The organism is Mycobacterium deserti (genome assembly GCF_025345615.1).
GTDB classification, from domain to species: domain Bacteria; phylum Actinomycetota; class Actinomycetes; order Mycobacteriales; family Mycobacteriaceae; genus Mycobacterium; species Mycobacterium deserti.
In genome coordinates, this window is the sequence record NZ_JAODWD010000001.1 from 462871 (window position 1) to 489053 (window position 26183).

At 67.5% G+C, this 26183-nt stretch carries 28 protein-coding genes; 12 read left to right on the plus strand and 16 right to left on the minus strand.

Going from position 1 to position 26183, the window contains the following annotated elements; all coding sequences use genetic code 11:
• Positions 1-31: 31 nt before the first annotated feature.
• Both N4S67_RS02325 and N4S67_RS02330 read right to left on the minus strand, forming a co-directional pair.
• Entirely contained in the window at positions 32-1381 is a 1350-nt protein-coding gene (locus N4S67_RS02325) for a hypothetical protein (protein ID WP_260991321.1), read from the minus strand.
• A 2-nt stretch (positions 1382-1383) separates the two neighbouring features.
• Positions 1384-2175, minus strand: a complete 792-nt coding sequence (locus N4S67_RS02330) for a (2Z,6E)-farnesyl diphosphate synthase (protein WP_260991322.1) — start codon at positions 2173-2175, stop codon at positions 1384-1386.
• Positions 2176-2231: 56 nt separating this feature from the next.
• Here N4S67_RS02330 and trhA point away from each other — a divergent pair, with 56 nt between their 5' ends.
• Complete coding sequence (gene trhA, locus N4S67_RS02335) at positions 2232-2966, plus strand: PAQR family membrane homeostasis protein TrhA (protein ID WP_260992019.1); 735 nt, start codon at positions 2232-2234, stop codon at positions 2964-2966.
• 58 nt (positions 2967-3024) lie between these two features.
• Here the strand turns inward: trhA and N4S67_RS02340 are convergent, their stop codons facing one another.
• From N4S67_RS02340 to mca, 4 genes are read right to left on the minus strand one after another with little or no spacing between them, the layout of a single operon-like run.
• Positions 3025-3396, minus strand: a complete 372-nt coding sequence (locus N4S67_RS02340) for a nuclear transport factor 2 family protein (protein ID WP_260991323.1) — start codon at positions 3394-3396, stop codon at positions 3025-3027.
• 10 nt (positions 3397-3406) lie between these two features.
• Positions 3407-5413, minus strand: coding sequence for a thioredoxin domain-containing protein (locus N4S67_RS02345; RefSeq protein ID WP_260991324.1), 2007 nt, complete (start codon positions 5411-5413; stop codon positions 3407-3409).
• Entirely contained in the window at positions 5397-5633 is a 237-nt protein-coding gene (locus N4S67_RS02350) for a hypothetical protein (protein WP_260991325.1), read from the minus strand. The genes N4S67_RS02345 and N4S67_RS02350 overlap by 17 nt, the downstream gene beginning before the upstream one ends.
• Positions 5630-6499 (minus strand): mycothiol conjugate amidase Mca, encoded by an 870-nt coding sequence (mca, locus tag N4S67_RS02355; protein ID WP_260991326.1) that lies wholly within the window; start codon positions 6497-6499, stop codon positions 5630-5632. The genes N4S67_RS02350 and mca overlap by 4 nt, the downstream gene beginning before the upstream one ends.
• Positions 6500-6604: 105 nt before the next feature.
• Here mca and N4S67_RS02360 point away from each other — a divergent pair, with 105 nt between their 5' ends.
• The 3 genes from N4S67_RS02360 (at position 6605) to N4S67_RS02370 (ending at position 8467) form a co-directional block, all read left to right on the plus strand.
• Complete coding sequence (locus N4S67_RS02360; protein WP_260991327.1) at positions 6605-7024, plus strand: DUF4307 domain-containing protein; 420 nt, start codon at positions 6605-6607, stop codon at positions 7022-7024.
• Positions 7025-7273: 249 nt separating this feature from the next.
• Positions 7274-7768, plus strand: a complete 495-nt coding sequence (greA, locus tag N4S67_RS02365) for a transcription elongation factor GreA (protein ID WP_260991328.1) — start codon at positions 7274-7276, stop codon at positions 7766-7768.
• Between the two features lie 36 nt (positions 7769-7804).
• Positions 7805-8467 carry a GOLPH3/VPS74 family protein gene (locus tag N4S67_RS02370; RefSeq protein WP_260991329.1) on the plus strand — a complete coding sequence of 221 codons (663 nt, stop codon included), beginning with the start codon at positions 7805-7807 and terminating at the stop codon, positions 8465-8467.
• On the opposite strand, the gene N4S67_RS02375 is transcribed toward N4S67_RS02370, so the two are convergent.
• Positions 8459-9631, minus strand: a complete 1173-nt coding sequence (locus N4S67_RS02375; protein ID WP_260991330.1) for a cystathionine gamma-synthase — start codon at positions 9629-9631, stop codon at positions 8459-8461. The genes N4S67_RS02370 and N4S67_RS02375 overlap by 9 nt on opposite strands.
• 31 nt (positions 9632-9662) lie before the next feature.
• On the opposite strand from N4S67_RS02375, the gene N4S67_RS02380 reads away from it, so the two are divergent.
• Positions 9663-10841, plus strand: coding sequence for an acyl-CoA dehydrogenase family protein (locus N4S67_RS02380; protein ID WP_260991331.1), 1179 nt, complete (start codon positions 9663-9665; stop codon positions 10839-10841).
• A 6-nt stretch (positions 10842-10847) separates the two neighbouring features.
• Here N4S67_RS02380 and N4S67_RS02385 read toward each other — a convergent pair whose 3' ends face one another.
• The 4 genes from N4S67_RS02385 to N4S67_RS02400 all read right to left on the minus strand — a co-directional run bounded on the left by N4S67_RS02385 (position 10848) and on the right by N4S67_RS02400 (position 14806).
• Positions 10848-11621 (minus strand): RDD family protein, encoded by a 774-nt coding sequence (locus N4S67_RS02385; RefSeq protein WP_260991332.1) that lies wholly within the window; start codon positions 11619-11621, stop codon positions 10848-10850.
• Positions 11622-11634: 13 nt separating this feature from the next.
• Positions 11635-12189 (minus strand): RDD family protein, encoded by a 555-nt coding sequence (locus tag N4S67_RS02390; RefSeq protein ID WP_390893182.1) that lies wholly within the window; start codon positions 12187-12189, stop codon positions 11635-11637.
• Between the two features lie 115 nt (positions 12190-12304).
• A complete protein-coding gene (locus N4S67_RS02395; protein WP_260991333.1) occupies positions 12305-13699 on the minus strand; it encodes a cystathionine beta-synthase in 1395 nt (464 codons plus the stop codon).
• 45 nt (positions 13700-13744) lie between these two features.
• Positions 13745-14806: an alpha/beta hydrolase fold domain-containing protein gene (locus N4S67_RS02400; RefSeq protein ID WP_260991334.1), complete on the minus strand. Its 1062-nt coding sequence runs from the start codon at positions 14804-14806 to the stop codon at positions 13745-13747.
• Between the two features lie 195 nt (positions 14807-15001).
• Here N4S67_RS02400 and N4S67_RS02405 point away from each other — a divergent pair, with 195 nt between their 5' ends.
• Complete coding sequence (locus N4S67_RS02405; RefSeq protein ID WP_260991335.1) at positions 15002-15961, plus strand: SGNH/GDSL hydrolase family protein; 960 nt, start codon at positions 15002-15004, stop codon at positions 15959-15961.
• Positions 15962-15993: 32 nt separating this feature from the next.
• Positions 15994-17211 (plus strand): acetyl-CoA C-acetyltransferase, encoded by a 1218-nt coding sequence (locus tag N4S67_RS02410; protein ID WP_260991336.1) that lies wholly within the window; start codon positions 15994-15996, stop codon positions 17209-17211.
• Between the two features lie 75 nt (positions 17212-17286).
• Here N4S67_RS02410 and N4S67_RS02415 read toward each other — a convergent pair whose 3' ends face one another.
• Entirely contained in the window at positions 17287-18147 is an 861-nt protein-coding gene (locus N4S67_RS02415; RefSeq protein ID WP_260991337.1) for an endonuclease domain-containing protein, read from the minus strand.
• Positions 18148-18276: 129 nt separating this feature from the next.
• A complete protein-coding gene (locus tag N4S67_RS02420; RefSeq protein ID WP_260991338.1) occupies positions 18277-19122 on the minus strand; it encodes a Bax inhibitor-1/YccA family protein in 846 nt (281 codons plus the stop codon).
• Positions 19123-19278: 156 nt separating this feature from the next.
• Here N4S67_RS02420 and N4S67_RS02425 point away from each other — a divergent pair, with 156 nt between their 5' ends.
• Genes N4S67_RS02425 through N4S67_RS02435 form a run of 3 tightly spaced genes read left to right on the plus strand, consistent with a single transcriptional unit; the run spans position 19279 to position 22808 of the window.
• On the plus strand, positions 19279-20316 hold the full coding sequence (locus tag N4S67_RS02425; protein WP_260991339.1) for an enoyl-CoA hydratase/isomerase family protein: 1038 nt from the start codon (positions 19279-19281) through the stop codon (positions 20314-20316).
• On the plus strand, positions 20313-21089 hold the full coding sequence (locus N4S67_RS02430; protein WP_260991340.1) for an enoyl-CoA hydratase: 777 nt from the start codon (positions 20313-20315) through the stop codon (positions 21087-21089). The genes N4S67_RS02425 and N4S67_RS02430 overlap by 4 nt, the downstream gene beginning before the upstream one ends.
• A 9-nt stretch (positions 21090-21098) precedes the next feature.
• Positions 21099-22808 (plus strand): alpha/beta hydrolase, encoded by a 1710-nt coding sequence (locus tag N4S67_RS02435; RefSeq protein ID WP_390893183.1) that lies wholly within the window; start codon positions 21099-21101, stop codon positions 22806-22808.
• Here the strand turns inward: N4S67_RS02435 and N4S67_RS02440 are convergent.
• Together N4S67_RS02440 and N4S67_RS02445 are read right to left on the minus strand one after the other, a co-directional pair.
• Positions 22805-23185 (minus strand): rhodanese-like domain-containing protein, encoded by a 381-nt coding sequence (locus N4S67_RS02440; RefSeq protein WP_260991341.1) that lies wholly within the window; start codon positions 23183-23185, stop codon positions 22805-22807. The genes N4S67_RS02435 and N4S67_RS02440 overlap by 4 nt on opposite strands.
• Positions 23182-23724: a cysteine dioxygenase gene (locus tag N4S67_RS02445; RefSeq protein WP_260991342.1), complete on the minus strand. Its 543-nt coding sequence runs from the start codon at positions 23722-23724 to the stop codon at positions 23182-23184. The genes N4S67_RS02440 and N4S67_RS02445 overlap by 4 nt, the downstream gene beginning before the upstream one ends.
• Before the next feature lie 109 nt (positions 23725-23833).
• Here N4S67_RS02445 and lpqV point away from each other — a divergent pair, with 109 nt between their 5' ends.
• Both lpqV and N4S67_RS02455 read left to right on the plus strand, forming a co-directional pair.
• The gene (gene lpqV, locus N4S67_RS02450) at positions 23834-24268 is read left to right on the plus strand and encodes a lipoprotein LpqV (protein ID WP_260991343.1); all 435 of its coding nucleotides are present in this window, start codon (positions 23834-23836) and stop codon (positions 24266-24268) included.
• Between the two features lie 56 nt (positions 24269-24324).
• Complete coding sequence (locus N4S67_RS02455) at positions 24325-25290, plus strand: patatin-like phospholipase family protein (RefSeq protein WP_260991344.1); 966 nt, start codon at positions 24325-24327, stop codon at positions 25288-25290.
• A gap of 1 nt (position 25291) precedes the next feature.
• Here the strand turns inward: N4S67_RS02455 and N4S67_RS02460 are convergent, their stop codons facing one another.
• The gene (locus N4S67_RS02460) at positions 25292-26146 is read right to left on the minus strand and encodes a patatin-like phospholipase family protein (protein ID WP_260991345.1); all 855 of its coding nucleotides are present in this window, start codon (positions 26144-26146) and stop codon (positions 25292-25294) included.
• Positions 26147-26183 lie beyond the last annotated feature (37 nt).

Here is a 26183-nt window from a genome sequence, read left to right on the forward strand (position 1 = left end):
GTTACTGCCAAGCGCTGGTCAGCGGGTTGGGCTAATCCTTGACGGCGACGAGGCCACGAAGGTCGGCGGCGATCAGTCGGGCCGCGGCGTTCTGCCAGTTGTGCAGCGACCGCTGCGGGACCTCGGTGACGAACCACTGCCACGCCTGCCGCGCCACCGGGTCGAGTCCGGAGGCGGTCGCGTTCTGCGCGTAGGCCCGCACGCCGACGACGTACGGGAAGTACAGCGAGTTGTAGTAGCGCCACTCCTCGGTGGTGCCGAAGTCGCCGCTGTCGCGCGGCTTCAGCGCGGCGATGCGATCGGCCAGCAGCGCCTTGAGTTCATTGGCGCGCTCGAGCGGTTGATCAGGGGCGCCGCGGGCGGCCAGACGTTGATCGATGACCGGCAACGCCGTGAGCGGGCTGGCGACGAGCTTGGACAAATCGCTGTAGTGGCCGAGCGCGCGGCGGGTCAACCGGACGAACGTCTCGTCGTCGACGTCGTCGAGCGGGCTCTTGGACCGCAGCGGCAGCGCCGCCTCCGTCTGCCGCAGCGCGGCGCGGTCGGCGCGCAGCGCCGGTGAGCGGGAGAACGCGAGCCGGTCGAGGATGCCGGCCAGCGGGTCGGCGAGCACGTTGATCGCGATCGCGATGCCGAGGCTGGTGAACAGCAGCACCGTCAACGCGGTCTGCTCGTCGGTGACGGCCAGCCCGATCAGCGCCTGCCCGCCGAACAGCACGGCCACCACCGCCGTCGCCGCGAACGACCGCAGCATGTCGGCCCGCAGCGCCTGACCCTCGTCGAACGCATCGCCGATCGCGACCGCGATGCCCAGCAGCGCGACGTCGAAGCCTGTGGACGCCAACGCCAACCAGCTCGGCACCAGGCCCAGCGGGATGATCAGGATCGCGTTGCCCAGCGCGAAGAACAGCGTCGCGATCACCACGAAACCGACCACCGGACCGGGTTGCGAGCGTCGCACCACCGCGTTGACCATGGCGCCTAACGACGACAGGGAAATGGCGGCGAACATCACCCAGTGACCGGTGCGCAACGGACCCTCGACGCTGCCGGCCATCGTGGCCCCCACGAACGCCAGCGTGGCCACGGCCACGACGATCACGATCTCGCCCGCCCGGCTGCGCCACGTGTCGGACGGCCGCGACAACTCGAGCAGGACGGCGAACCATGCGATGCCCGGCACGGCGACGAGGTAGATCTCGATGCGGCCCAGCACATCTGAGCCGCTCACCAGCCGCACGGCGTCCAGCGCCACGACCGCAGCGAAGCTCGTCAGGCCGATCGCGGCCAATACCAGTACGGGTTTGCGTGGATCACGGGCCAGCAGATACAACCCCAGCCACCAGCTGAGCGCGAAGACCACCGCCGACAGCGCAGCCATGATCACATGCCGTACCGACGGTGTCGCGCGGTGTAATCGCGCAGCGCGCGAAGGAAATCCACTCGCCGGAATGCCGGCCAGTAGGCCTCGGTGAACCACATCTCCGAGTACGCGCTCTGCCACAGCAGGAACCCTGACAGCCGCTGCTCCCCCGACGTGCGGATGACGAGGTCGGGATCGGGCTGCCCTGAGGTGTACAGGTTCTCCGAGATGGCCTCGACGGTCACCGCTTCGATCAGCTGGTCCCCCGCCGCCCCATTGGCCAGCTCCTTGCCGAGAAGCTGGCGCACGGCGTCGACGATCTCCTGGCGGCCGCCGTAGCCGACGGCGAGGTTGACATGGAATTGGCTGCCGTTGCCGTTGGTGGACTCGACGGCGTCGCGCAGCCGGCGCGCCGGTTCCTCGCCGATCAGCTCCAGGTCGCCGACCGCGCGCACACTCCACCGGTTGGCGGGTGCGCAGATCTCCTCGACGACGTCGGTGATGATGCCGATCAGCGAGGACAGTTCGGTCGGGTCGCGCTGCAGGTTCTCGGTGGACAGCAGGTAGACGGTGGCCATCTCGACGCCGGTCTCCTGGCACCACCGCAGCATCTCGGCGATCTTGTGCGCGCCCATTCGGTAGCCGTAGCTGACGTCGTCGTGACCAGCATCACGCGCCCAGCGGCGGTTGCCGTCGCACAGGACGGCAATATGACGAGGCAGTTCGGCTCTGGACCGCGCCAACTCCTGGCGCAACCGCATCTCGTAGAGCCGGTAGGCCGGTTCCTTGAGCCGCGGGGGAATGATGTCCACGGAGATCCAGACTACTGTGAGCATGAGCAGCCCCCATGGCATTAGTGGAGGTGAACATGGTTCAGGTTGACGCCGACGAGGCGCAGCAGCAGACCCCTCACGTGTACGCCGAGGATTTCCCGGAAGCCGTCGTCGACGGGGTCGAGCGGTTCTTCGGTAAGCCACGCGCCCGCGGCTGGATTCACGTGTACTCGGCGATCGTCGCGGTCTTCTGCGGCGCGACGCTGGTGTCGGTGTCGTGGTCGGCCGTCTCGACGCGCGCCGGCATCGCGACGCTGATCTACACGCTGACGATCGTCGCGATGTTCGGGGTCAGCGGCGCCTATCACCGCGTGAACTGGACGTCGGACACGGCGCGCAAGTGGATGAAGCGCCTCGACCATTCGATGATCTTCGTGTTCATCGCCGGCAGCTACACGCCGTTCGCGCTGTTGGCGTTGCCGTCGGGCGACGGGATGGTGCTGTTCTGGATCGTGTGGGGCGGTGCGATCGCCGGGGTGCTCCTCAAGATGTTCTGGCCGTCGGCGCCGCGCTGGTTCGGCGTGCCGCTGTACATCCTGCTCGGCTGGGTGGCGGCCTGGTTCGTCGGCCCGATCATGGACGGGGCCGGGGTGGCGGCGCTGGTGCTGCTGATCGTCGGTGGCGCGTTGTACAGCATCGGCGGCGTGCTCTACGCGCTGAAGTGGCCCGACCCGTGGCCGACGACATTCGGCCATCACGAGTTCTTCCACGCCTGCACCGCCGTCGCGGCGATCTGCCACTACATCGCGATGTGGTTCGCCGTCTTCTGACGGTGATTTCGGTGCGCAAACGTTCGCTCAGCGACTGTTGGCGCACCCAATTCGCTCGTTATTGGGTGACGTTCTCCGGGCCCCAGTAGGCCTTCATCGACGCGATCTTGCCTTCGTCGTTGAACGTCATGATGCTGATGATGTCGATGGCCATCTTGTTGCCGCCGAGATCGATGTTCAGCGTCCAGTGGAACGCCGCCTCGTTGCCCAGCGCACGCAGTGTCTGCACCTGGGTCTGGGCGCCGGAGGCCGGAAGGGCGCCGTAGAAGCCGCGAATCGCTTCGCGCCCGATGTGCACCTCGCCGCCGCCCACCGGATCCTCGACGGTGGCGTCGTCGGCGTAGAGCTCGGCGATGTCGTCGGCCTTGCCTTGCGCGGCGAGTTCCAGATAGCGGTTGACGGTCTTGGCGTTGTCTTCCGGTGTGGACATGCGCCGAAGGCTACACGCGCGCCCCGAGCGCGGCGGCGAGTTGTTCGGCCGTGGTGACCGGCAGATCGCACACCCGGCCGCGGCAGACGTACGCCGCGTCGGCGCCGCCGACGCGGTCGCGGTCGCGCAGCAGCGGTGTCGAGTTCACCTCTCCACCCACCACGACCGCCCCGCCGGGCGCCAGCGTGCGCGCCGCCGACAGCAGCTCCGATTTCGGCGGATCGCACGCCACCGCAACCTGAATGGGCCCACGCACGGCGGCTTCCGCGACCGCCAGCCAGTGCCCGCCCGAGCGCGGCAGCTTCGCCAGGATCGGCGTCGACGACTGCAGCGTGGCGTCGGCAGCCGCGGCGTACCGCTGCGCATCGTCGACGAGCTGGGCGGCCAGCAGCAGCGCCTCGGCGATCAGCGACGCGCCCGACGGGGTCGCGCCGTCGAGTGGGTCGGCCGGCCGGACCATCAGCGCCTCGGCATCGTCGGCGCTGTCGAACCACCGGCCGTCGCGCTGCGGGTCGGCGAAATGATCGAGCGCGACGTCCAGCAGCAAGGTCGCCGTCTCGAGCCAGGCGTTGTCGCCGGTGAGCTGGTACAGGGTCAGCAAGCCGGTCGCGAGCGCGCCGTGGTCCTCGAGAATCCCGGCGGGCTCACCGACGCGACCCCCGAGGCTCGCCCGCCGCAGCCGCCTGCCGACGATATGGAGGTCGACGACAGCGCGTGCGCATCGCGTTGCCGCATCAAGCAATTCGGGCCGGCCCAGTGCGACGCTCGCCTCGGCGAGCGCGGTGATGGCCAATCCGTTCCACGCGGTGACCACCTTGTCGTCGCGACCCGGCTGCGGTCTGGTGAGCCTCGAGGCCAGCAGCGCCGTGCGGACCCGGTTGAAGCGCTCGACGTCGTCGGGATCGCGCGGCAGTTGCAGCACCGAACTACCGTGTTCGAACGTCCCGGTGTCAGCGACCGCGAAAAGGTCTGCAGCCCAGCGGCCGTCGTCGTCACCCAACACCTCGCGCAGTTGGTCGGGCGTGAAGACGTACGTCAGCCCCTCCTCGCCGTCGGCATCGGCGTCCAGCGACGAGGCGAACATGCCGCCGACGCCCAGCCCGTCGAGAATGAACTGCGCCGTCTCCGCGGTGACCTTGCGCGCCAGCGGGTCTCGGGTGCGCCGCCACCAGTGGGCGTACACCCGCAGCAGCTGGGCGTTGTCGTACAGCATCTTCTCGAAGTGCGGCACCACCCACGACGGGTCGACGCTGTACCGGGCGAACCCGCCCGCCAGCTGGTCGTAGATGCCGCCGCGCGCCATCGCCGTGCACGTCCGCTCAACGGCCTCCATGGGCATCACGTCACCGGTGCGCTCGTGACTGCGCAGTAGCGCTTCGAGTAGCGCCGACGGCGGAAACTTCGGCGCGGCAGCCTGATTGGTGAAAAAGCCGCCACGCTGAACGTCTTCGTCCTGCAGCACCGCGGCGACGGCGTGGTCGCAGAGTGCGGGCACCACGGGCGGCCCGCCGCCGGGAAGGCCTGATGCCATCGACCGCAACTCGCCCGCGATCTTGTTCGAGGCTTGCTCGACCTCGTCGCGCCGGGTCTGCCACGTCTCGCTGACGGCCGCCAACAACTGCAGGAAGTTGGGCTTGGGATAGTAGGTGCCGCAGAAGAACGGCCTGCCGTCCGGCGTCAGGAAGCAGGTCATCGGCCAGCCGCCCTGGCCGGTCAGCGCGACGGTGGCGTTCATGTAGACCGCGTCGATGTCTGGCCGCTCCTCCCGGTCGACCTTCACACAGACGAAGTTCGGGTTGGCCACGGCTGCCACCTCGGCGTCGGAGAACGACTCGTGTGCCATGACATGGCACCAGTGGCAGGCCGCGTACCCGATCGACAGCAGGATCGGCACGTCACGATCCGCGGCCTCGGCGAGTGCTTCGGCCGTCCACTGCTGCCAGTGCACCGGATTGTCGGCGTGCTGGCGCAGGTACGGGCTGGTGGCCCGCGCCAGCGTATTAGCCGCCGGGCTCACTGTTGTGTCCGTCGGTGGTGCCGTCGTCCTGCGTGTCGTCGAACGACTTCGGCAGTTTTCGCAGGTGCCGGTTCATCGACCAGACGAGCGCGAACGTCCCGATCAGCAGGAGCACCACGATCAGCAGACCGAACGGCGCGGCCTTCCCGAAGTCGGGGCCGGTGTTGCGGGGGCTGTCCTGTGCCAGGAGGTTCATCGCCAGCAGGACGACGTCGTTCATTCCACGGACTCGATCCCGGCGAACAGGTCGGTCTCGGGCAGCGACACCGGCACCCGCGACCGGGCCAACTCGTATTCCTCGGTGGGCCAGAGCCGTTGTTGCCATTCCATCGGCGTGGTGAAGAAGAAGCTCTTCGGGTCGATCTGGGTGGCGTGCGCGAGCAGCGCCTGGTCACGTCGTTCGAAGTACTTCGAGCATTCGATGCGAGTGGTGACCCGGTTCAACAGGTCCTCCTTGGGATCCCAGCTCTCCAACCACTTGCCGAACGGTCCCTCCTGGCCGTGTTTGGTGAACTCGTCCTGCAGCACCTGCATGCGCTGACGCAGGAACCCGTGGTTGTAGTACAACTTCAGGACGTTCCACGGAGCCCCGGCGTCGGGGTAGAGGTGGTAATCGCCTGCCGCCTCGTAGGCCGCAACCGACACCTCGTGGCAGCGGATGTGGTCGGGATGGGGATAGCCGCCGCTTTCGTCGTAGGTGGTCATCACGTGCGGCTTGAATTCGCGGATCAGCTTGACCAACGCACCGGTCGACACCTCGAGTGGCACCAGCGCGAAGCACCCTTCGGGCAACGGCGGCGGCGGGTCACCTTCGGGCAGTCCGGAATCCTCGAAGCCGAGCCACGCGTGTTCGACACCGAGGATCTCGGCGGCCCGAGCCATCTCGTCGCGCCGAATCTCGTGAATCCGGCCATGCACCTCGGGCAGGTCCATGGCCGGGTTGAGGATGTCGCCGCGCTCTCCACCCGTCAGCGACACGACCATCACGCGAACGCCCTCGTCGGCGTAACGCGCCATGGTCGCGGCGCCCTTGCTCGACTCGTCGTCCGGATGGGCGTGCACCGCCATCAACCGCAGTTCGCTCAACCTCGTTCCTCTGCTCACCGAGGTTTCAACCACCTCGCGCTTTCGAGTAGTCCCTATAGTTCCAGTTCGGTAGAACCATCCGACCGACGGGCATACAAAACGATGATGATCGAACGTCCCGCCGCCCGCTACGGACGGCAGCGGTCGGGGCGGCAGCGCCGCTGGGTCCTCATCGCGCTGGCGGTGCTGGTCCTGGCAGCCGGGGTGACGGTCGCTGTACTCGCGTCAGCGCGCTTCGGCAGCGGCGACGCCGAGGGTGAGCTGGCCGGGTACCGGATCGTCGACGACGAGACGGTGGCGGTGACGATCAGCGTGACCCGCGACGACCCGTCCCGCCCTGTGGTGTGCATCGTGCGATCGCGGTCGCTCGACGGCGGGGAAGCCGGCAGGCGCGAGGTGCTGGTGCCGCCGTCGACGCAGACAACGGTGCAGGTCACAGCCGAGGTCAGGTCGAGCAGGCCACCCGTGGTCGGTGACGTCTACGGCTGCGGCACCGATGTGCCGCCCTACCTGGTGGCGCCCTAGCTCACCGTTCGACACAACATCGAGGCGGCCGCGCAACAAACGGCGAACTGCGAAATCATGAAATTCCGCTGACCCGGCGGTGCTACCATGGTGTGCGTACACGGTTCCTGCTGGGGCCGTGTATTGCTGCATTTGGTGCGGGGAAGAAGCGCTCGCGACCTGCAGCGATACATGACGAGCTCCCGGCGCCGTACCACAAGACTTCTTACGCGAAGAGCGCGAGAGCAACAACGACAGGAGCGCGAAGACATGACCGACACGCAGGTCACCTGGCTGACCCAGGAAGCACACGACAGGTTGAAGGCGGAGCTGGACCAGCTGATCGCCAATCGGCCGGTGATCGCCGCCGAGATCAACGACCGCCGTGAAGAGGGCGACCTGCGCGAGAACGGTGGCTACCACGCGGCCCGCGAGGAGCAGGGTCAGCAGGAAGCCCGCATTCGTCAGCTGCAGGAGCTGCTCAACAACGCCAAGGTGGGCGAGGCGCCCAAGCAGTCCGGCGTCGCGCTGCCCGGTTCCGTGGTCAAGGTCCAGTACGGCGACGACGAAAGCGACACCGAGACCTTCCTGATCGCCACCCGCCAGGAGGGCATCAGCGACGGCAAGCTCGAGGTGTACTCACCCAAGTCGCCACTTGGTGAGGCGCTCATCGACGCGAAGGTCGGCGACGTCCGCTCCTACATGGTGCCCAACGGCAGCACGGTGACGGTGAAGCTGCTCGAGGCCGAGCCGTACCACGCCTGACGCGACCGGTCGGCGGACGAACGTTATTGTCCGCTCATGGCGCAGATCGCCGAAGACCTCTACCTGCTGCTGCTGGACAACGCGTCCGGGCAGCCCGGCTTGGAGCGTGACCGCCGTCAGCGGGTGCTCTCGGCAGCGGTGTTGCTGGATCTGGCGTACGCGTGCAGGATTCGGCCCGCTGTGGCAGGCGACAACGTCGAGCCCGGCCGGCTGATCGCGCTGGCCGCGCCCGGCCGCACGGACCCCGTCGTCGAGCCGGCGTTCCAGCTGCTGCAGCGGCAACCCCTTCGGGCGCCGTCCGCGGTCAAGAGACTGTCCAGGCAGACCGAGGACGACGTGGTCCGACACCTGGAATACACCGGACAGATCCGGCGTATCCGGTTGCGGTCGAAGCGATTCAGCCATCCCTATGCATGGCCGCTGACGAACCGTGAGCGCGTCGGCCACGCGCGCTCGGCGCTGCTGTCGGCGCTGTTCGACCGCAGGCCGCCCGCTCCGGCGACCGCGGGGATCATCTCGCTGCTGCACGCGGTGGACGGGCTCGGCGCCCTGCTGAGCCTCAACGACCGAGGCTGGCGGTGGGTGCACGCCCGAGCCGGTGAGATCGCCAGTGGCAGTTGGGTTGACGAGTACCCGACGGCGATGCCGGAGGTCAACCTGGCGGTCACCGCGTCGGCGGTGCGGGCGGCGCTAGCGTAGCGCCTGCTCCAGGTCGGCCAGCAGGTCGGCCGAATCCTCGATGCCCACCGACAGCCGCACCAGGTCGTCGGGCACCTCGAGCTGAGAACCTGCGGTCGACGCGTGCGTCATCGCGCCGGGATGTTCGATCAACGATTCCACGCCGCCGAGCGACTCCGCGAGAATGAATATGTCTGTGCGCGAGCAGAAATCGCGAGCCGCCTGCGCTCCGCCACGCAACCGCACCGACACCATGCCCCCGAACCCGCTCATCTGTTTGGCGGCGACCTCGTGGCCGGGATGTCCGGGAAGCCCCGGGTAGAGCACGGTCTCGATCGCGGGATGGCCGTCGAGGAACTCGGCGACCAGCGCGGCGTTGGCGCTGTGCCGCTGCATGCGCAGCACCAGCGTCTTCAGTCCGCGCATGGTCAGGTACGCGTCGAACGGCCCGGGTACCGCACCGGCGCCGTTCTGCAGGAAACCGAATGCGGCATCGAGCTCTTCGTCGTTGGTCAGCAGCGCACCACCGACCACGTCGGAATGACCGCCGATGTACTTCGTCGTGGAGTGCAACACGATGTCGGCGCCGAACAGCAAGGGCTGCTGCAATGCCGGGGACGCGAACGTATTGTCCACCAACACCTTTGTGCCCTTGGCGGTGCCGAGCTGAGATATCGCGGCGATGTCGGCGATCGACAGCAGTGGATTGGTCGGTGTCTCCACCCAGATCAACCGGGTCTTCGGGGTGATCGCCGCCTCGACCGCCTCGAGGTCGGACAGGGAGACCGCGGTGTACTCGATCCCCCACTCGCGAAACACCTTGTCGATGAGCCGGAAGGTGCCCCCGTAGGCGTCGTCGGGCATGACCAGGTGATCGCCCGGCCGCAGCACGGCGCGCAGCGCGCAGTCGGTCGCGGCCATGCCCGAGGAGAACGCCCGGCCGTAGGTGGCCTCTTCGACGGCGGCCAGCGCTGCCTCCAGGGCGGTGCGGGTCGGGTTGCCGGTGCGCGCGTACTCGAAGCCGCCGCGCAGGTTCCCGACGCCGTCCTGGGCGAATGTTGAGCTGGCGTAGATGGGGGCGTTGACAGCGCCGGTGCCGGGATCGGGTCGGAACCCTGCGTGGATGGCTTTGGTGGCCAGGCCGTACGCCTGGTAGTGGTCCGCTGCGCTGCGCCTCTCGCTCATGGTCGCCAGGGTAACGGTGTAGAACTTGACCATGTCCACCGCTGCGACCGCCTCGATCGAAACTCTGCTCGACCTCGACTCGCTGCTGACGCCCGAGGACCTCGAGCTGCGCACCATGGTTCGGCAATTCGGCGAACAGCGGCTGCGCCCGCACATCGCCGACTGGTTCGAGGCCGGCGAGGTGCCTGTCCGCGAGCTGGCATCCGACCTGGGCAAATTGGGCCTGCTCGGCATGCACCTCGAGGGTTACGGGTGCGGCGGCTCGACCGCGAGCGCCTATGGGCTGGTATGCCAGGAGCTCGAAGCGGTCGACAGCGGTCTGCGCAGCCTCGTGTCGGTGCAGGGTTCGCTGGCGATGTTCGCGATCTACCGGTGGGGCAGCGAGGAGCAGCGCGAGTCGTGGCTGCCGCGGATGGCCGCCGGCGAGGCCATCGGCTGCTTCGGCCTGACCGAGCCGGACTTCGGGTCCAACCCCGGCGGCATGCGCACCACCGCACGTCGCGACGGTTCGGACTGGATCCTCAACGGTTCCAAGATGTGGATCACCAACGGGTCGGTCGCCGATGTCGCGATCGTGTGGGCCAGGGCCGACGACGGCGTCCTCGGTTTCCTCGTGCCGACGGACACGCCGGGGTTCTCCGCCCGCGACATGACCCACAAGCTCTCGCTGCGAGCGTCGGTCACCTCCGAGTTGCACCTCGACGACGTGCGACTGCCCGCCGACGCGCAGCTACCTGAGGCGCAGGGCCTCAAGGCTCCGCTGAGCTGCCTGTCGGAGGCGCGGTTCGGCATCGTCTTCGGCAGCGTCGGCGCCGCGCGGGACTGCCTGCAGTCGGCGGTGGACTACGTAGGTACCCGTGAGGTGTTCGACAAGCCGCTCGCGGGATACCAACTGACACAGGCGAAGATCGCCGACATGGCTGTCGAACTCGCCAAGGCGCAACTGCTGGCGCTGCACCTCGGGCGCCTCAAGGACGAGGGCAAGATCCGGCCGGAGCAGGTCAGCGTAGGCAAGCTCAACAACGTCCGCGAAGCGATCAAGATCGCTCGGCAGTGCCGAACCCTGTTGGGCGCCAACGGGATCACGCTGGAGTATCCGGTGCTTCGGCACGCAAACAACCTCGAGTCCGTGCTGACCTACGAGGGCACGTCCGAGGTTCACCAATTGGTCATCGGAGAGGCGCTGACCGGAGTCAGCGCCTTCCGTTGACCCCTCTTATTGCTGCGGCTGCTGGGGCTGCGGCGGCAGCGGCTGCGGATTGAGCCCCTGCCGGTCCAGCGGCAGAGCGACGTGGTTGAGAATCTTGTCGACCAACGTCTGACGCTTCGAATCCCATAGCGGGAACAGGACAGCGACCAGCCAGACGATGCCCAAGCAGACGCCGGCTCCTACCCAGTAGATCAGCTCACGCACGATCGACATGCCGAAACCGACCGGCTGCCCGTCCTTTTCGTTGACGATCTTGAACTTCATGATCGACTTGCCGATGCTCGAGCCGGTCTTGCCCTGCTTGTACCCGAGGTTCCAGATCCAGTAGGCGAGCGCCAGGAGGTGCCCCAGAGCCAGCAGGATCACACCGATCGCCGAAAAGTCGGACGAGCAGTAGACCCCGTAGCCGTCGGCGTCGCTCGTGCAGTTGTTGTCGGCGGTACCGAAGGCGATGCCGTAGGTGATGCCGAGCAAGATGAGGATCGGAACCGCGTCGATCAGGTACGCCAGCACGCGGGTGAACCACGGTGTGTACGCATCCTGGGGCAGGGCCGGTACTTGCGATGGCGGAAACCCACCGCCCTGTGGGCCGTAGCCACCGTGCTGCTGTGGCGGATAGCCGCCGGACTGCGGCGGGTAGCCGGGCGCATTCTGCGGCGGAGGCGGCGGATACCCACCCTGCGACGGCGGGGGTGGATAGCCGCCGGGTGGTGGCGGCGGGTATCCGCCCTGCGGCGGCGGCGGATAGTTCCCCTGCGGAGGAGGCGGTTGGTCGGTCATGAGCTCCCTTTCGTTAGAGCGGTAAGCAGATTGACGAGACGATCTTGTCGGCCAACGACTGTCGCTTGTGATCCCAGAGCGGGAGCAGCACCGCGACGAGCCACACGATGCCGCACAGCCCGGCGGCCACCAGATAAACGAGCTCCCGCACCACCGACATGCCGAAACCGATTGGCTGCCCTGTCTTTTCGGCGACAACCTTGAACTTCATCACGGACTTGCCGATGCTCGAGCCGGTCCTGCCCTGGCGGTATCCAAGGTTCCAGATCAGGTAGCCGAGCGCGAGGATCGCCGCGAGAGCCAACGACAGCTGCCCGACTGGCGAGGCGCCCGTCGCACAGAACTCGCCGATCTCGTATTCCGAGGTGCCGGCGATGCAGGCGGTCTCTTGGGTGGCGAACAGCACCGCCCAGCCGACGCCATTGATGAGCGCGAAGGGCAGGTAGTCGATCAGGTAGGCGATGACCCGGGGCAGCCATGGGGTGTAGGCGTCGCGCGGCAGCCCGTCGACTGAGCCCGGCTGCGGGGGGTAGGCGAACCCGACCTGCGGGGGCGGATGGTCGGTCATGGACGCCTTCCAGTGACGTGAAACTGGGATCGAGCGGCCCTACCCTAACCTGCTCGTTGACTGCCAGCGGGGTTTTCGTCCGGCATTTTGATCATGACCTCGCCTGCGTGTCCGGCTAGCGGCGAATGCTGCCGTCCGACAAGAATCCGAGCAGGTCATGACGGGTGAGGACGCCCACCGGCTTGCCCTCCTCGACCACCATGACGGCGTCGCATTCGCGCAGTGTCTTGGCGGCGTTGCTGACCAGTTCACCCGCTCCGATCAAGGGCAGCGGCGGGCCCATGTGCTCGGCGACGGCGTCGGCCAGCTTGGCGCGGCCTTCGAACACCGCCGAGAGCAATTCGCGCTCCGAGACGCTGCCCGCCACCTCGCCTGCCATCACCGGCGGCTCGGCTCCGACCACAGGCATCTGCGAGACGCCGTACTCCCGCAGAATGCCGATGGCGTCGCGCACCGTCTCCGCAGGGTGGGTGTGCACCAGGTCGGGCAGGGCGCCGGATTTTCCTCGCAGCACGTCGCCGACCGTCGACTCTTCGACCGAGCCGTCGAGCCGACTGCGCAGGAATCCGTAGGAGGACATCCATGCGTCGTTGAAAACCTTTGAGAGATAGCCTCGTCCGCCGTCGGGTAACAGGACGACGACGACCGCGTCCGGGCCGGCCTTCTCGGCGACCTTGATTGCTGCGACCACCGCCATCCCGCACGAGCCACCGACCAGCAGCGCCTCCTCGCGGGCCAGGCGGCGGGTCATCTCGAAAGAGTCGGCGTCGGACACCGCGATGATCTCGTCCGCCACGGCGGGGTCGTAGGCCGACGGCCAGAAGTCCTCGCCCACCCCCTCGACCAGGTAGGGCCTGCCGGTGCCGCCGGAGTACACCGAGCCCTCGGGATCGGCACCGATGATCTTGACTTTTCCGCCGGACACCTCTTTGAGGTATCGCCCCGCGCCGGTGATGGTGCCGCCGGTGCCGACACCGGCGACGAAGTGTGTCACCCTGCCCTCGGTATCGGCCCAGATCTCGGGCCCGGTGGTCTCGTAATGCGACTCCGGACCCATCGGGTTGGAGTACTGGTCGGGCTTCCATGCGCCGTCGACTTCGGTGACGAGGCGGTTCGAGACGCTGTAGTAGCTGTCGGGGTCATCCGGAGCCACGGCAGTCGGGCATACGACCACATCGGCGCCGTAGGCGCGCAACACATTCCGCTTGTCCTCGCTGACCTTGTCAGGACAGACGAAGATGCACTTGTAGCCGCGCTGCTGCGCCACCAGCGCCAGCCCGACGCCGGTATTGCCCGACGTGGGCTCGACGATGGTGCCGCCGGGTTTGAGTTCGCCGCTGGCCTCGGCGGCGTCGATCATCTTGATCGCGATGCGGTCCTTGGAGCTGCCTCCGGGGTTGAGGTATTCGATCTTGGCCGCGACCAGTCCGGCGCCGTCTGAGACAACCGAGTTCAGCTGCACCAACGGGGTGTTACCGATGAGCTCGCTGACGTGCCGGGCGATCCGCATGACTCCATGGTGTCAGGCCGACCATGTGCTGACCAGGTGAGGGGCCTACCAGGTGGCCTCTCGGATGTAGTCGCCGATCTGCTTGAGCGAGCGGGTGGCCTCCGGGACCGCGGGTGCGGCGAGTTGGAAGACGTGCATCTGACCGGGCCAGACCCGTACCTCGACCGGCACTCCGGCGGCGGCCAGCCGGCGCGCGGCCTTGCGCGCGTCGCTCACCAGCACTTCCGAACCGGAGACGTGAATCAGGGTGCGTGGAAGGCCGGGCTCGATGTGATCCAGCGGCTCGTAGACCTCCTCGGGCTTCCCGTCGACGAGGCGCCGCCCGGCGGCTTCTTTGACGAGGTCGACCAGCGCGTAGAAGGCCCGCGACGGGAACATCGCGTCGCTGCGGATGTTCGGGTGGTTCGCTCTGGTCTCGTTGTCGATCTCGAACAGCGGGGAGAGCGTCACCATAGCGGCCGGCGATTCGCCCTCGAGGCCGTCGCGCCGCAGCTTCTCGGCCAGCGCCAGCGCCAGGTAGCCTCCGGCGGAGTCGCCGGCCAACACGATCTGGTCGGGCTCGTATCCCTTGAGCCGCAACCACTTATAGGCGTCGTAGCAGTCGTCGAGCGCCTCGCCGACGGAGTGCTTGGGAATCATCCGGTAGTTGACCATCAGCACTGGACTGTCGGCGTAACCCGACAGCGCGGTCACCAGGCGGCCGTGGGAATTCACGCCACAGGTCAGAAACGCCCCGCCGTGCATGTACAGGACAACGCTGCGCTTGCCGTCGGCGGCGAGCACACCTGACGCGCGGACCAACTGCGCGGTGCAATTAGGCAAAGAAATGGTGGCGCGAATAGTGCCGGGGGCGGGTCGCGCAACCCGCGCGACGAAGTCGACCAGACCCCATGGCCAGGGCAGGCGCGGAGCGTAGCTACCGATAGCTAGCGTCGGCCGAATAGTTAGCAGTGCGGCCAGCGAAGTGAGTCGTCCCGCGAGGCTCGGGCCGTCCTCGACGACCTCGACAGGGGCGCCGTCGCTAACCGGAAATTTGCGAGCCTTACCTGCTTTAGCAGGCACGAAACCAGCGCGCGAGACGCTGGCCGCTTTGCTTGGTGCCGTCATCGCCACCACTTCCTACGCCGTTGTAGAGCCGACTCCACCTGTTTGCTCCAGCGGTGCCGGTACCTTAGCTTGACACTCTACGAGTGATACAACAATCAAAGAGTCGCAATCGATACCGGACTTGATACCGCACTGTGATCCCGGTGCGGACCTCGCCACGCGGAATCTCGCGAAATTCGACCTAGACTTGACCGCGTGGGCACACCACGTCGGAGCACCATCGCCCTGGCGGCCGCGGCAACGCTCGCGTCGAGCGGCTCGGCTTACGTCGGGGCCCGTAATCTGCTGACCGGGCAAGCGCAGAAGGCTCGACAGGTCATACCCAAAGCGTGGGACATCCCGCCACGGGCCGACGGCGTCTACACGCCGGGCGGGGGCCCTGTCGAACGGTGGCACCGGGGCATCCCGTTCGACCTGCACCTGATGATCTTCGGCGACTCCACCGCCACCGGCTACGGCTGCCAGGTCGCCGATGAGGTGCCCGGTGTGCTGATCGCGCGCGGACTGGCCGAGGCCTCGGGAAAGCGGATCCGGCTGTCCACCAAGGCGATCGTCGGCGCAACGTCGAAGGGGCTGTCCGGGCAGATCGACGCGATGTTCGTGGCCGGGCCGCCACCGGATGCCGCGGTCATCATGATCGGCGCCAACGACATCACCAAGCCCAACGGCATCGGACCGTCGGCGCGGCGACTCGGCAAGGCCGTCACGCGCCTGCGCGCCAGCGGTGCGGCCGTCGTGGTGGGCACCTGCCCGGATTTCGGCGTCATCACCGCGATTCCGCAGCCCCTGCGGTGGTACGCCCGCAGCCGCGGGTTGCGGCTTGCGCGGGCCCAGGCGTCGGCGGTGCGGGAGGCCGGAGGTATTCCGGTGCCCTTCTCCGACCTGCTTGCCCCGGAGTTCCGCAAGGCCCCGGAGCAGCTGTTCAGTCCCGACATGTTCCACCCGTCGGCAGCTGGCTACGCGCTGGCGGCCAAGCAGTTGCTGCCTGCGTTGTGTAATGCCTTGGGCGAGTTCATCGGCGGCGCGCAACCGGCCGACGCGCTGGAACCGCGCAACGCGGAGGGCAGTTCGCTGCTCGCTCGGGTGGGCAACATCAGCCGGCTGTGGCGGCGCTCGACCGGGGTCCCCGCGCCCATCGTGGTGCACGCGAGTTAGGTTTCTTGTATCCATCGATACGAGGAGAAGTCATGCCTGAAGCCGTCATCGTCGCGACCGCACGGTCGCCGATCGGTCGCGCTAACAAGGGTTCGCTGGTCGACATGCGGCCCGACGACCTGGCCACCCAGATGGTGCGCGCGGTGCTGGACAAGGTGCCCGCCCTTGACCCCCGCGACATCGACGACCTGATCATGGGCTGCGGTCAGCCCGGCGGCGAGGCCGGCTTCAACATCGGCCGCGCGGTGGCCGTCGAACTGGGCTACGACTTCCTGCCGGGTACCACCGTCAACCGCTACTGCTCGTCGTCGCTGCAGACCACCCGGATGGCGTTCCACGCGATCAAGGCCGGCGAGGGCGATGCGTTCATTTCCGCAGGCGTGGAGACGGTTTCGCGATTCCTGAAGGGCACCTCGGACGGCTGGCCGGACAGCAAGAACCCGTTGTTCGGCGACGCGATGAGCCGCTCGGACCAGGCCGCGGCGGGCGCCGAGGAGTGGCACGACCCCCGCGAGGACGGGTCGCTGCCCGATGTCTACATCGCGATGGGCCAGACCGCGGAGAACGTCGCGCTGTACACGGGCATCAGCCGCGAGGACCAGGACCACTGGGGCGTGCGGTCGCAGAACCGCGCCGAGGAGGCCATCAACAGCGGCTTCTTCGACCGCGAGATCGTGCCGGTGACACTGCCCGACGGTTCGACGGTGTCCAAGGACGACGGTCCGCGCGCGGGCACGACCTACGAGAAGATCAGCCAGCTCAAGCCGGTGTTCCGGCCGAACGGCACCATCACCGCGGGCAACGCGTGTCCGTTGAACGACGGCGCGGCGGCTCTGGTCATCCTCAGCGACACGAAGGCCAAGGAGCTGGGGCTGACCCCACTGGCGCGCATCGTCGCGACGGGCGTGTCGGGGCTGTCGCCGGAGATCATGGGTCTCGGCCCGATCGAGGCGTCGAAGAAGGCGCTTGCCAACGCAGGCATGACGATCGGCGACGTCGACCTGTACGAGATCAACGAGGCGTTCGCCGTGCAGGTGCTCGGCTCGGCGCGCGAGTTGGGCATGGACGAGGACAAGCTCAACGTCTCCGGCGGCGCGATCGCCCTGGGGCATCCGTTCGGCATGACCGGCGCGCGGATCACGGCCACGCTGCTGAACAACCTGACGACACACGACAAGACGTTCGGTCTCGAGACGATGTGCGTCGGCGGCGGCCAGGGCATGGCGATGATCGTGGAGCGACTCAGCTAGCGCCGTCACGCGCCTTCCCCGGGCTGGCTACCTGGCTGGCTTCTAGTGTGCAATCAGATCGCAATCCGCACGTTTCTAGCTGATTTCGCGATCTGAGTGCACACTAGCCGACCACGCACGGCGTACGCGGTTGATGATGTCGGCCGGGCGATTGCCCGCGACGACACGGATATGAGTCCAGCCGCGATATGCGATGAATTCTGACCGCACGATGTCCCTTCGGAAGTGCATGCGTTCGCGGTGGTGATCCCCGTCGTACTCGACGGCGACCATCACGTCGTCCCAGCCCATGTCGAGGGCGTACCGGCGTTGGCCGAAGTCGTCGTAGATGGGAATCTGCGTCCGGGGCTTTGGGAATCCTGCGCGGATGAGGAGTAGCCGCAGCCAGGTTTCGCGTGGCGACTGGGCCCCGGGGTCGTGGAGGTCGAGGGCCGAGCGAACTTGAGGAACACCCGGCGAACCGCTGTGACGCCGGGTGATCTCGGCGACTTCCTGGCAATCGAAGCGAGTTGCGTTGCCCAGTGCGTCGAGACGCGACACTGCCTGGTCGCCGTCGATCAGACGGGCGAGATCAAACGCCGTTCGGGCGGGTGTCGTCACCGGCAAGCCGAAGACGACTTGCCATTCGCCTGGAGTAAGCCGGTCTCGACGGGTCACAATTCCGCGAGGCGGACGGGCATTCGCCCAAATGAGTTCCACCGGCACATCGTCGGCGATGTAGTTAGCACCGTGCACCGCCGAGGCAGCCAGCCCAGCCACCACCCCGCGTCGGCGCGACCACAACCACGCTGCCGCCGTCCGCTGCCGAAGATCAGGTGCGCGACCGGCGGCCAGATAGACGTCCGGATGAAGAGCCTGAAAACGGGTTCGCAACTGATGCTTGTTGGCCACCAAGCCTTCACACAGCGCCTCACTTCCGAGGAACGGCATCTCCATGCGAGGCACTGTCGTCGGCAGTGCCGACAGCAATGCGGCGCCGACGCGGTCACGGTCGGCGGGCTGTGGATAACCCGGACGTGAAAAAGGGCGCCCACATACGTGGACGCCCCTTCTCTCGCAAGGCTGCTAGTCGCTGTTGAAGTAGCTCAGCAGCCGTAGGATTTCCAGGTACAGCCAGACCAGCGTCACGGTCAGGCCGAGCGCGATGCCCCACGCCGCCTTCTCGGGCGCACCCGCGCGGATCGCCTGATCGGCCGCGTCGAAGTCCGCCAGGAAGAAGAACGCCGCCAGACCAATCATCAGCAGCGAGAACAGGATCGCCAACGGACCGCCGTCGCGCAGCGGGCCCGCACCGTCGGTGAACAGGCCGATCACCAGGTTCACCAGCATCAACACGACAGCGCCGAAGCCGGCGGCCACGAGGAAGCGGGTGAACTTCGGCGTCACGCGAATGGCGCCGGTCTTGTAGACGACGAGCATGCCGAAGAACACGCCCAACGTGCCGACAACGGCCTGGCTGATCAACGCGCCTGCGCTGATGCCCGAGACCATGAAGTTGGCGACCACGAAGGAGAACGCGCCGACGACCAAGCCTTCGAACGCGGCGTAGCTCAGCACGATCGCCGGGTTGTCCTGCTTACGCCCGAAGATCGCGACGAGCAGCAGCACCAGGCCGCCAATCATGCCGACGACGAGCATCGGCATGGCCAGCCCGACGTTCTGACCGATCAAGAAGTAGGAAACGGCGGCGACGGCCGTCAGGACGGCCAGCGTGATGCCGGTCCGGGTGACGACGTCGTCGATGGTCAGCGGCCGAGAAACTCCGACCTGCTGCTGATCGGGGTACTGCGCCGTGTAGGGGTCGGCGTGTACCGCCTGCGTACCGTAGCCGGCGGCTCCGGTACCGAATTGCGCATATCCGCCCTGCCCCTTTGGCAGGGAACGAAATACCGGGTTGCTGGTCTCCCGCACCGTCGGTTCCTCTCACTGTGCTGTGGTTCGACTCGTTGACGAACACTGACTCAACGAGCGGCGACCCCGGCCGGTTCCCGAAAAAACCTCCCAGGATCTTCACAGGGAACCCTACCCGGCGACGCCCGATTAGGGCCGACGATCTAGATTGCAACCGTGGGCGAAAACGAGGATGTCCTAGTAACCGTCGACCGGGGCGTCGGCCTGATCACCCTCAACCGGCCCAAAGCCATCAATTCGCTGAACCACCCGATGGTCACCGCAATGGCCCAAGTCCTGCGCGAGTGGGAGGACGACGACGCCGTGCGCGCGGTCGTGGTCTCCGGCGCCGGCGAACGCGGCCTCTGCGCCGGCGGCGACATCGTCGCGATCTACCACAGCGCGCGCGCCGACGGCGCCGAGGCACGGCAGTTCTGGTACGACGAATACCTGCTCAACGCCCAGATCGGCCGCTTCGCCAAACCATATGTCGCCCTCATGGACGGCATCGTCATGGGCGGCGGCGTCGGGGTCAGCGCCCATGGCCGCGTCCGCGTCGCGACCGACACCACCAAGATGGCCATGCCCGAAGTGGGCATCGGCTTCATTCCCGACGTCGGCGGCACCCTGATCCTGTCGCGCGCGCCCGGTCTGCTCGGCCTGCACGCTGCACTAACCGGTGCGACGTTCGACGGCGCCGACGCCATCGCGATGGGATTCGCCGACCACTTCGTGCCCCACGAACGTCTCGACGACTTCACCGAGGCGATCCTGAGCGACGGCATCGACGCCGCGCTGGCAACGCACGCCCAGGAGCCGCCGCCCAGCCGGCTGCTGGCACAGCGCGATTGGATCGACGAATGCTTCTCCGGTGACACCGTCACCGACATCGTCGTGGCGCTGCGCGGTCACGGCACCGGGCCTGCCAACGACGCGGCCGATCTGATCGCGAGCCGCTCCCCCGTTTCGGTGGCCGTTGCGCTGGAAGCGGTCAGACGCGCGGCGAAACTCGACACACTGGAAGACGTGCTGCGCCAGGAGTACCGGACATCCTGCGGATCGCTGCGCTCACACGACCTCGTCGAGGGAATCCGCGCCCAGGTCATCGACAAGGACCGCAATCCGAAATGGTCGCCGGCGTCGCTTGCGGCCGTCACCACCGCCGACGTCGAGTCGTACTTCGAGCCGGCCGACCGCGAACTGGAGTTCTCATGACAAGTTACGAGACCATTCTGGTCACCCGCGACGACCGCGTCGGAACGATCACTTTGAACCGGCCCAAGGCGCTCAACGCCCTCAACAGCCAGGTGATGCTCGAAGTCACCAGCGCGGCAGCCGAATTGGATTCCGATGCCGGCATCGGGGCGATCATCGTCACCGGCAACGAGAAGGCGTTCGCCGCAGGCGCCGACATCAAGGAGATGGCGAGCCTGACGTTCGCCGACGTCTTCGCCAGCGACTTCTTCGCTGCGTGGGCGAAATTCGCCGCGACGCGCACACCGACGATCGCCGCGGTGGCGGGCTACGCGCTGGGCGGCGGATGCGAACTGGCGATGATGTGCGATCTGCTGATCGCCGCCGACTCCGCGAAATTCGGCCAGCCCGAGATCAAACTCGGCGTCCTGCCCGGCATGGGCGGTTCGCAGCGGTTGACGCGTGCGATCGGAAAGGCCAAAGCCATGGATCTGATTCTGACCGGACGAAACATGGACGCCGAGGAAGCCGAACGCGCAGGGCTGGTTTCGCGCGTGGTACCCGCTGACTCCCTGCTCGACGAGGCGAACGCCGTCGCCAAGACCATCGCCGGCATGTCGCTGTCGGCGTCACGGATGGCCAAGGAAGCCGTCAACCGTGCGTTCGAATCCACGCTCGCCGAGGGACTTCTGTACGAGCGCAGGCTTTTCCACTCCGCCTTCGCCACCGACGACCAGACCGAGGGCATGAACGCTTTCGCCGAGAAACGCCCGGCGAACTTTCGTCACCGTTAATCTGCGTGGGTGACTGACACCGCGCACGCGCCGGAGGCACCTGAGGCCCCGGAGGTCGAGCAGCGGGTGGCGTCACCGAAAACAGCGTGGTGGGTACGCCACTACACCTTCACGGGGACGGCCGTGGCGCTGGTTTTCCTGTGGTTTTCGCTGACGCCGTCGTTGTTGCCGCGCGGGCCCCTGTTCCAGGGGCTCGTCAGCGGCGGCGCGGGTGCATTCGGTTACGGGCTCGGCGTCTTTGCGGTATGGCTGGTGCGCTATATGGGCTCGAAGGACAGCAGTCCGCCCGCGCCGCGGTGGGCGTGGATCGCGCTGGTGTCCATCGGCGCGGTCGGTCAGATCCTGATGATCATCTACTTCCACGTGTGGCAGGACGAGGTCCGCGACCTCAACGGGGTGCCGCGACTCGGGTTCTGGGCCCACCCGGCGTGCGCCGTGCTGTCGATCGTCTTCCTGTTCGTGCTCGTCGAAATCGGTCAGCAGGTCCGCAGGCTGGTGTTGTTCTTGGCGCGACAGCTCAATCGCGTTGCACCGCCGCGAGTCTCGGCGGTCGTCGCCGTGCTGCTCCTGCTCGCACTGACGGTCGCGCTGCTCAACGGCGTCGTCGTGCGCGTCGGGATGAGCACGATCAACAAGACCTTCGCGGCAGCCAACGACGAGACCGACCCCGAGTTCGCCGCCCCGACGTCGCCGCTTCGCTCGGGTGGCCCGCAGTCGCTGGCCAGTTGGGAGTCGCTGGGCCACCAGGGCCGCGTGTTCGTTGCGGCGGGACCTTCGGTCGACGAGATGTCGGAGTTCAACGGCCGGCGGGCCGTCGAGCCGATCCGCGCATACGCCGGTCTGCACTCCGCCGAGGGGATCAAGGCGACCGCGCAGTTGGCGGCTCAGGAACTGCGGCGCACCGGCGGGCTGGACCGTGCGGTCGTCGCGGTCGCCACCACCACCGGCACCGGCTGGATCAACGAGGCCGAAGCCTCTGCGCTGGAGTACATGTACAACGGCGACACCGCAATCGTCAGCATGCAGTACTCGTTTCTGCCCAGTTGGCTCTCGTTCCTCGTCGACAAGGAGAACGCGCGCCAAGCCGGGCAGGCGCTGTTCGAGGCCGTCGACGCAATGATCCGGGAGATGCCCGAGGCCCGACGGCCGCGGCTCGTCGTATTCGGCGAGAGCCTGGGCTCTTTCGGCGGTGAGGCTCCCTTCCTGGCGCTGAACAATCTCGTCGCGCGCACCGACGGCGCACTGTATTCCGGGCCCACGTTCAACAACACGATCTGGACGCAGCTCACACGGGACCGCGACGAAGGTTCGCCGATGTGGCTGCCCATCTTCGACAAGGGCGCGAACGTCCGCTTCGCCGCGCGTTCGGACAACCTCGGTCGGCCTGCCGAGGTGTGGGGCAACCCGCGCGTCGTCTATCTGCAGCACGCGTCGGATCCGATCGCGTGGTGGAACCCGGATCTGCTGTTCGCCGAACCGGACTGGCTCAAGGAACCGAGGGGCTACGACCTCTCGGGTCGCATGCAGTGGATTCCCGTCGTGACGTTCTTACAGGTGTCGGCCGACATGGCGGTCGCCGTCGATGTGCCCGACGGACACGGTCACGTCTATGTCAAGGACGTCGCCAATGCGTGGGCGGCCATCCTGGAGCCGCCGGGTTGGACGCCGCAAAAGACAGAAAAGCTTCGTCCGCTGCTGTCCAACGACGAAAGCGCCTAAACGAGTACGCCTTCGGCTTTCAGCGCGTGGTAGCCGCCGACCACGTCGGTGGCCCGGTGCAGCCCGAGATCGAGCAGCGAAGCGGCGGCCAGGCTCGACGTGTAGCCCTCCGAGCAGAGCACCACCCACTCCACGTCGTCATCGACGGCCTCGGGCAACCGCGCGTCGCTGGTCGGGTCGCAACGCCACTCCAGCACATTGCGTTCGATCACCATCGCGGCGGAGACGTCGCCCTCGCGAGCGCGTTGGGCCTGCGGGCGGATGTCCACCAGCACCGCGCCCCGCTCCAGAGCGGCGGGCACGTCCGACGCAGGCAGCCGGCTCAAGCGCGAGCGGGCGTCGTCGAGAACACGGTCGATGCGGCTGGTCACAGTCATCCCTCCGGGGCGTCGGTCAGCTCGGTGCGGTTGCGGCGCAGCGTGTTCCGCTCCGTCACTTCGTAGTACGACATCGCCGTCAGTGGCGGCGAGTACGCGTGCACGCTCAGGGCCGGCGTGATCGGGGCGGACGTGTGGCGATCGGGCGCCCACACCACGTCGTGCACCCAGCCGAGCGGGAACGCCGCCTGATCACCGGACTGCAAACGCTTGCGGCGCAACGCCTCCCCGTCCCAGCGGGTCTCGCGCAGCGAGCCGGACACCACGGTCAACGCACCCAGCGAACCGCCGTGGTCGTGCAGTTCGGTCGAGCGGTCCGGCACCCAACTGATCAACCACACGTCGAGTTCTTCGTCGCCGTGCAGGCGCGTGTACCAACGGTCGGTCGCCGGCGGGCCACCGGCCGGAAGCCGGTGGTCGTACCGGCCCGACAGCACGTCGTCGGCGTACCGGTCGGTGGCGAACAACAGATCGGGCAACCGCAGGCGGGTGGGTGTGGACACGGCGGACGGCGGCAACACAGCGGACTGCGTGGGCATGCAAGCTCCAGGAGGGACGGACGGGTGAGGGGTCGGGGGCTAAGCCCGACAACAGTCCTCTGATCCGGTCCCGAACATCACGGCCGCCAGTGTTGCATAGATTGTCGGCATGCGTAGGTACCCACTTTGTGCCGCGGTAGCCGCGACCCTGGCGCTGGCCGCCTGCTCGTCGGGCACCGACAGCGAGCCGACGACGCCGCCGCCGACCACCTCGGCCACCTCGGAGGCGTCGGCGTCCTCGGAGACGCCCACCGCCGCGCCGGGGCAGGTCAGCGTCTCCCCCGGCGGCGTCACCACGGCCGTCGGCGCGCCCGCGGAGTCCACCGAGGAGGAGTATTCGCAGGCCTGCATCGCGGCCAGGACGTGGATGACCGAGCAGGGCGGTGACCCGAAGTCCCAGATCGAGCCGTACCTCGGCATGGTGCAGTCCACGGATTCGGCGGGCCCCGGCACCTACGGCACGCCGTGGTCGCAGCTGTCGCCTGGGCGTCAGGCGGCCGTCATCGTGGCCGTCCAGGCTGCCGCGGACGCGCTGTGCGGCTAGCCGGATGAGTTTGAATCACGGGTGTAATAAAGTCCGCGCCCGGCGACAATAAGGTCATGGCTGGCAAGCGGGTGGCGCTGGCTCTGGGCAGCGGGGGTGCGCGCGGCTACGCGCACATCGGGGTGATCGACGAACTGCAGGACCGCGGCTACGAGATCGTGGGCGTGGCGGGATCCTCCATGGGCGCGCTCGTCGGCGGCCTGCAGGCTGCCGGCAAGCTCGACGATTTCGCCGAGTGGGCCAAGAAGCTGACGCAGCGGGCGGTGTTGCGCCTGCTGGACCCGAAGATCACCGCGGCGGGCGTGCTGCGGGCCGAGAAGATCCTCGACGCGGTGCGCGACATTCTGGGCGAGGTCACCATCGAGCAACTGCCGATCCCCTACACGGCCGTCAGTACGGACTTGCTGACCGGCAAGTCGGTGTGGCTGCAACGGGGTCCGGTCGACGCCGCCATCCGCGCGTCGATCGCGATCCCCGGGGTGATCACCCCGCACTTCCTCGACGGCCGACTACTCGCCGACGGCGGCATTCTCGATCCGCTGCCGATGGCGCCCATCGCGGCCGTCAACGCCGACCTCACCATCGCCGTCAGTTTGTCCGGCAGCGAGTCCGGCGGTCGCGAGGAGCCGGCCAACGCCGAACCCAGCGTTTCCGCTGAGTGGTTGAACCGGGCATGGCGAAGCACGACAGCACTTTTCGACACCGGGCGGTTCGGTGCAGCGACCGAGGACGACAGCGACAAGGAACTCGTGGACGCCGCCAAGGAGATTGCCGTGCCGAAGCTCGGCAGCTTCGAGGTGATGAACCGGACCATCGACATCGCGCAGGCAGCGCTGGCGCGTCACACCCTGGCCGCCTATCCGCCCGACGTTCTGATCGAGGTGCCGCGCACCGCGTGCCGCAGCCTCGAATTCCACCGCGCCGCAGAGGTGATCGAGATCGGCCGCGTGCTCGCCTCCGCTGCGCTCGACGACTACGAAAAGGGCGTCGAGCGTCAACTTGACGCGATCCGGGGTCGCTGAGTCAGCGCGTCAGGAATTCGGCGATCTCGGCGGCCACCCGTCGGCCCTGGGCACGGCCCGCCTGCGCCGAGGGTGCCCGGCACGCGGGGTCCAGTGGGTTGGTGCCGAACGCGGCCAGTGACTCGTCGTCGGCGAATACCCCGAACGTCGATCTAGCGAAGGAGTCCACCTCGTCGGCGGCACCCTGGCTGAATGGAGAAGGCGCCGTCCGCCCCGACGGCACCAGCACCACCGCAGTGTCACAGTCGTCGGCGAGCGCGAGATTGACGGTGCTGCCGACGCCACCGTCCATGTAACGGCGCTCGCCGATCGTGACCGGCGGCCAGACTCCGGGCACCGCGCAGCTCGCAGCGACCGCGTCGATGAGCCCGACCCCCGACGACCCGTCGAATGCGACCAGTTCGCCGGTTGCGGTGTCGATGGCGCTGATCCGGAGCACTCGATCCGGCCAGTCGTGCGACGGCAGCCGCTGTGCGATCACGTCGCGGCGCACCGACTCCGCGACGGTGTCGGTCGACAGTGCGACAGCGCCGATCCGTTGCAGCTTCTCGGCTTTAGTGCCGGGCCGGGTCAACGCGCTGAGGAACAACTCGGTGATCTCCTCGATGCCTGCGGACGGCTTGATCTCGGCCGTGGATGGCTCGATCTGCCGGTCGAACAACGCCTCGAGATCGAGACCACTACCGAGTTGGGCGGCGACCGTCGAACCGGCCGACGTGCCGACCAGCACGTCGGCGTCCAACAGCGCTTTGGCCGCCGCGGGCTCCTGGTCGGCGATACCGCGCAGAACGCCGGTCTCCCATGCAATTCCCGCGAGTCCCCCGCCTGCGAGCACCAAGGCTCTTCTTGTTGCCACGCCAGCGAGTGTGCCAGGAGACCGACGGCACGCCCGA

Excerpts from the sequence above, each read along its gene's own strand:
- N4S67_RS02410 (WP_260991336.1), top strand. The coding sequence starts at position 15,994 with ATGCCTGAAGCCGTCATCGTCGCGACCGCACGGTCGCCGATCGGTCGC.
- N4S67_RS02325 (WP_260991321.1), bottom strand. The coding sequence starts at position 1,381 with ATGGCTGCGCTGTCGGCGGTGGTCTTCGCGCTCAGCTGGTGGCTGGGG.
- lpqV (WP_260991343.1), top strand. The coding sequence starts at position 23,834 with ATGCGTAGGTACCCACTTTGTGCCGCGGTAGCCGCGACCCTGGCGCTG.
- trhA (WP_260992019.1), top strand. The coding sequence starts at position 2,232 with ATGGTTCAGGTTGACGCCGACGAGGCGCAGCAGCAGACCCCTCACGTG.
- N4S67_RS02380 (WP_260991331.1), top strand. The coding sequence starts at position 9,663 with ATGTCCACCGCTGCGACCGCCTCGATCGAAACTCTGCTCGACCTCGAC.
- N4S67_RS02440 (WP_260991341.1), bottom strand. The coding sequence starts at position 23,185 with ATGACTGTGACCAGCCGCATCGACCGTGTTCTCGACGACGCCCGCTCG.
- N4S67_RS02385 (WP_260991332.1), bottom strand. The coding sequence starts at position 11,621 with ATGACCGACCAACCGCCTCCTCCGCAGGGGAACTATCCGCCGCCGCCG.
- N4S67_RS02430 (WP_260991340.1), top strand. The coding sequence starts at position 20,313 with ATGACAAGTTACGAGACCATTCTGGTCACCCGCGACGACCGCGTCGGA.
- N4S67_RS02400 (WP_260991334.1), bottom strand. The coding sequence starts at position 14,806 with ATGACGGCACCAAGCAAAGCGGCCAGCGTCTCGCGCGCTGGTTTCGTG.
- N4S67_RS02455 (WP_260991344.1), top strand. The coding sequence starts at position 24,325 with ATGGCTGGCAAGCGGGTGGCGCTGGCTCTGGGCAGCGGGGGTGCGCGC.
- N4S67_RS02360 (WP_260991327.1), top strand. The coding sequence starts at position 6,605 with ATGATCGAACGTCCCGCCGCCCGCTACGGACGGCAGCGGTCGGGGCGG.
- N4S67_RS02395 (WP_260991333.1), bottom strand. The coding sequence starts at position 13,699 with ATGCGGATCGCCCGGCACGTCAGCGAGCTCATCGGTAACACCCCGTTG.
- N4S67_RS02375 (WP_260991330.1), bottom strand. The coding sequence starts at position 9,631 with ATGAGCGAGAGGCGCAGCGCAGCGGACCACTACCAGGCGTACGGCCTG.
- N4S67_RS02390 (WP_390893182.1), bottom strand. The coding sequence starts at position 12,189 with ATGACCGACCATCCGCCCCCGCAGGTCGGGTTCGCCTACCCCCCGCAG.
- N4S67_RS02340 (WP_260991323.1), bottom strand. The coding sequence starts at position 3,396 with ATGTCCACACCGGAAGACAACGCCAAGACCGTCAACCGCTATCTGGAA.
- N4S67_RS02445 (WP_260991342.1), bottom strand. The coding sequence starts at position 23,724 with ATGCCCACGCAGTCCGCTGTGTTGCCGCCGTCCGCCGTGTCCACACCC.
- N4S67_RS02415 (WP_260991337.1), bottom strand. The coding sequence starts at position 18,147 with ATGGAGATGCCGTTCCTCGGAAGTGAGGCGCTGTGTGAAGGCTTGGTG.
- N4S67_RS02350 (WP_260991325.1), bottom strand. The coding sequence starts at position 5,633 with ATGAACGACGTCGTCCTGCTGGCGATGAACCTCCTGGCACAGGACAGC.
- N4S67_RS02370 (WP_260991329.1), top strand. The coding sequence starts at position 7,805 with ATGGCGCAGATCGCCGAAGACCTCTACCTGCTGCTGCTGGACAACGCG.
- greA (WP_260991328.1), top strand. The coding sequence starts at position 7,274 with ATGACCGACACGCAGGTCACCTGGCTGACCCAGGAAGCACACGACAGG.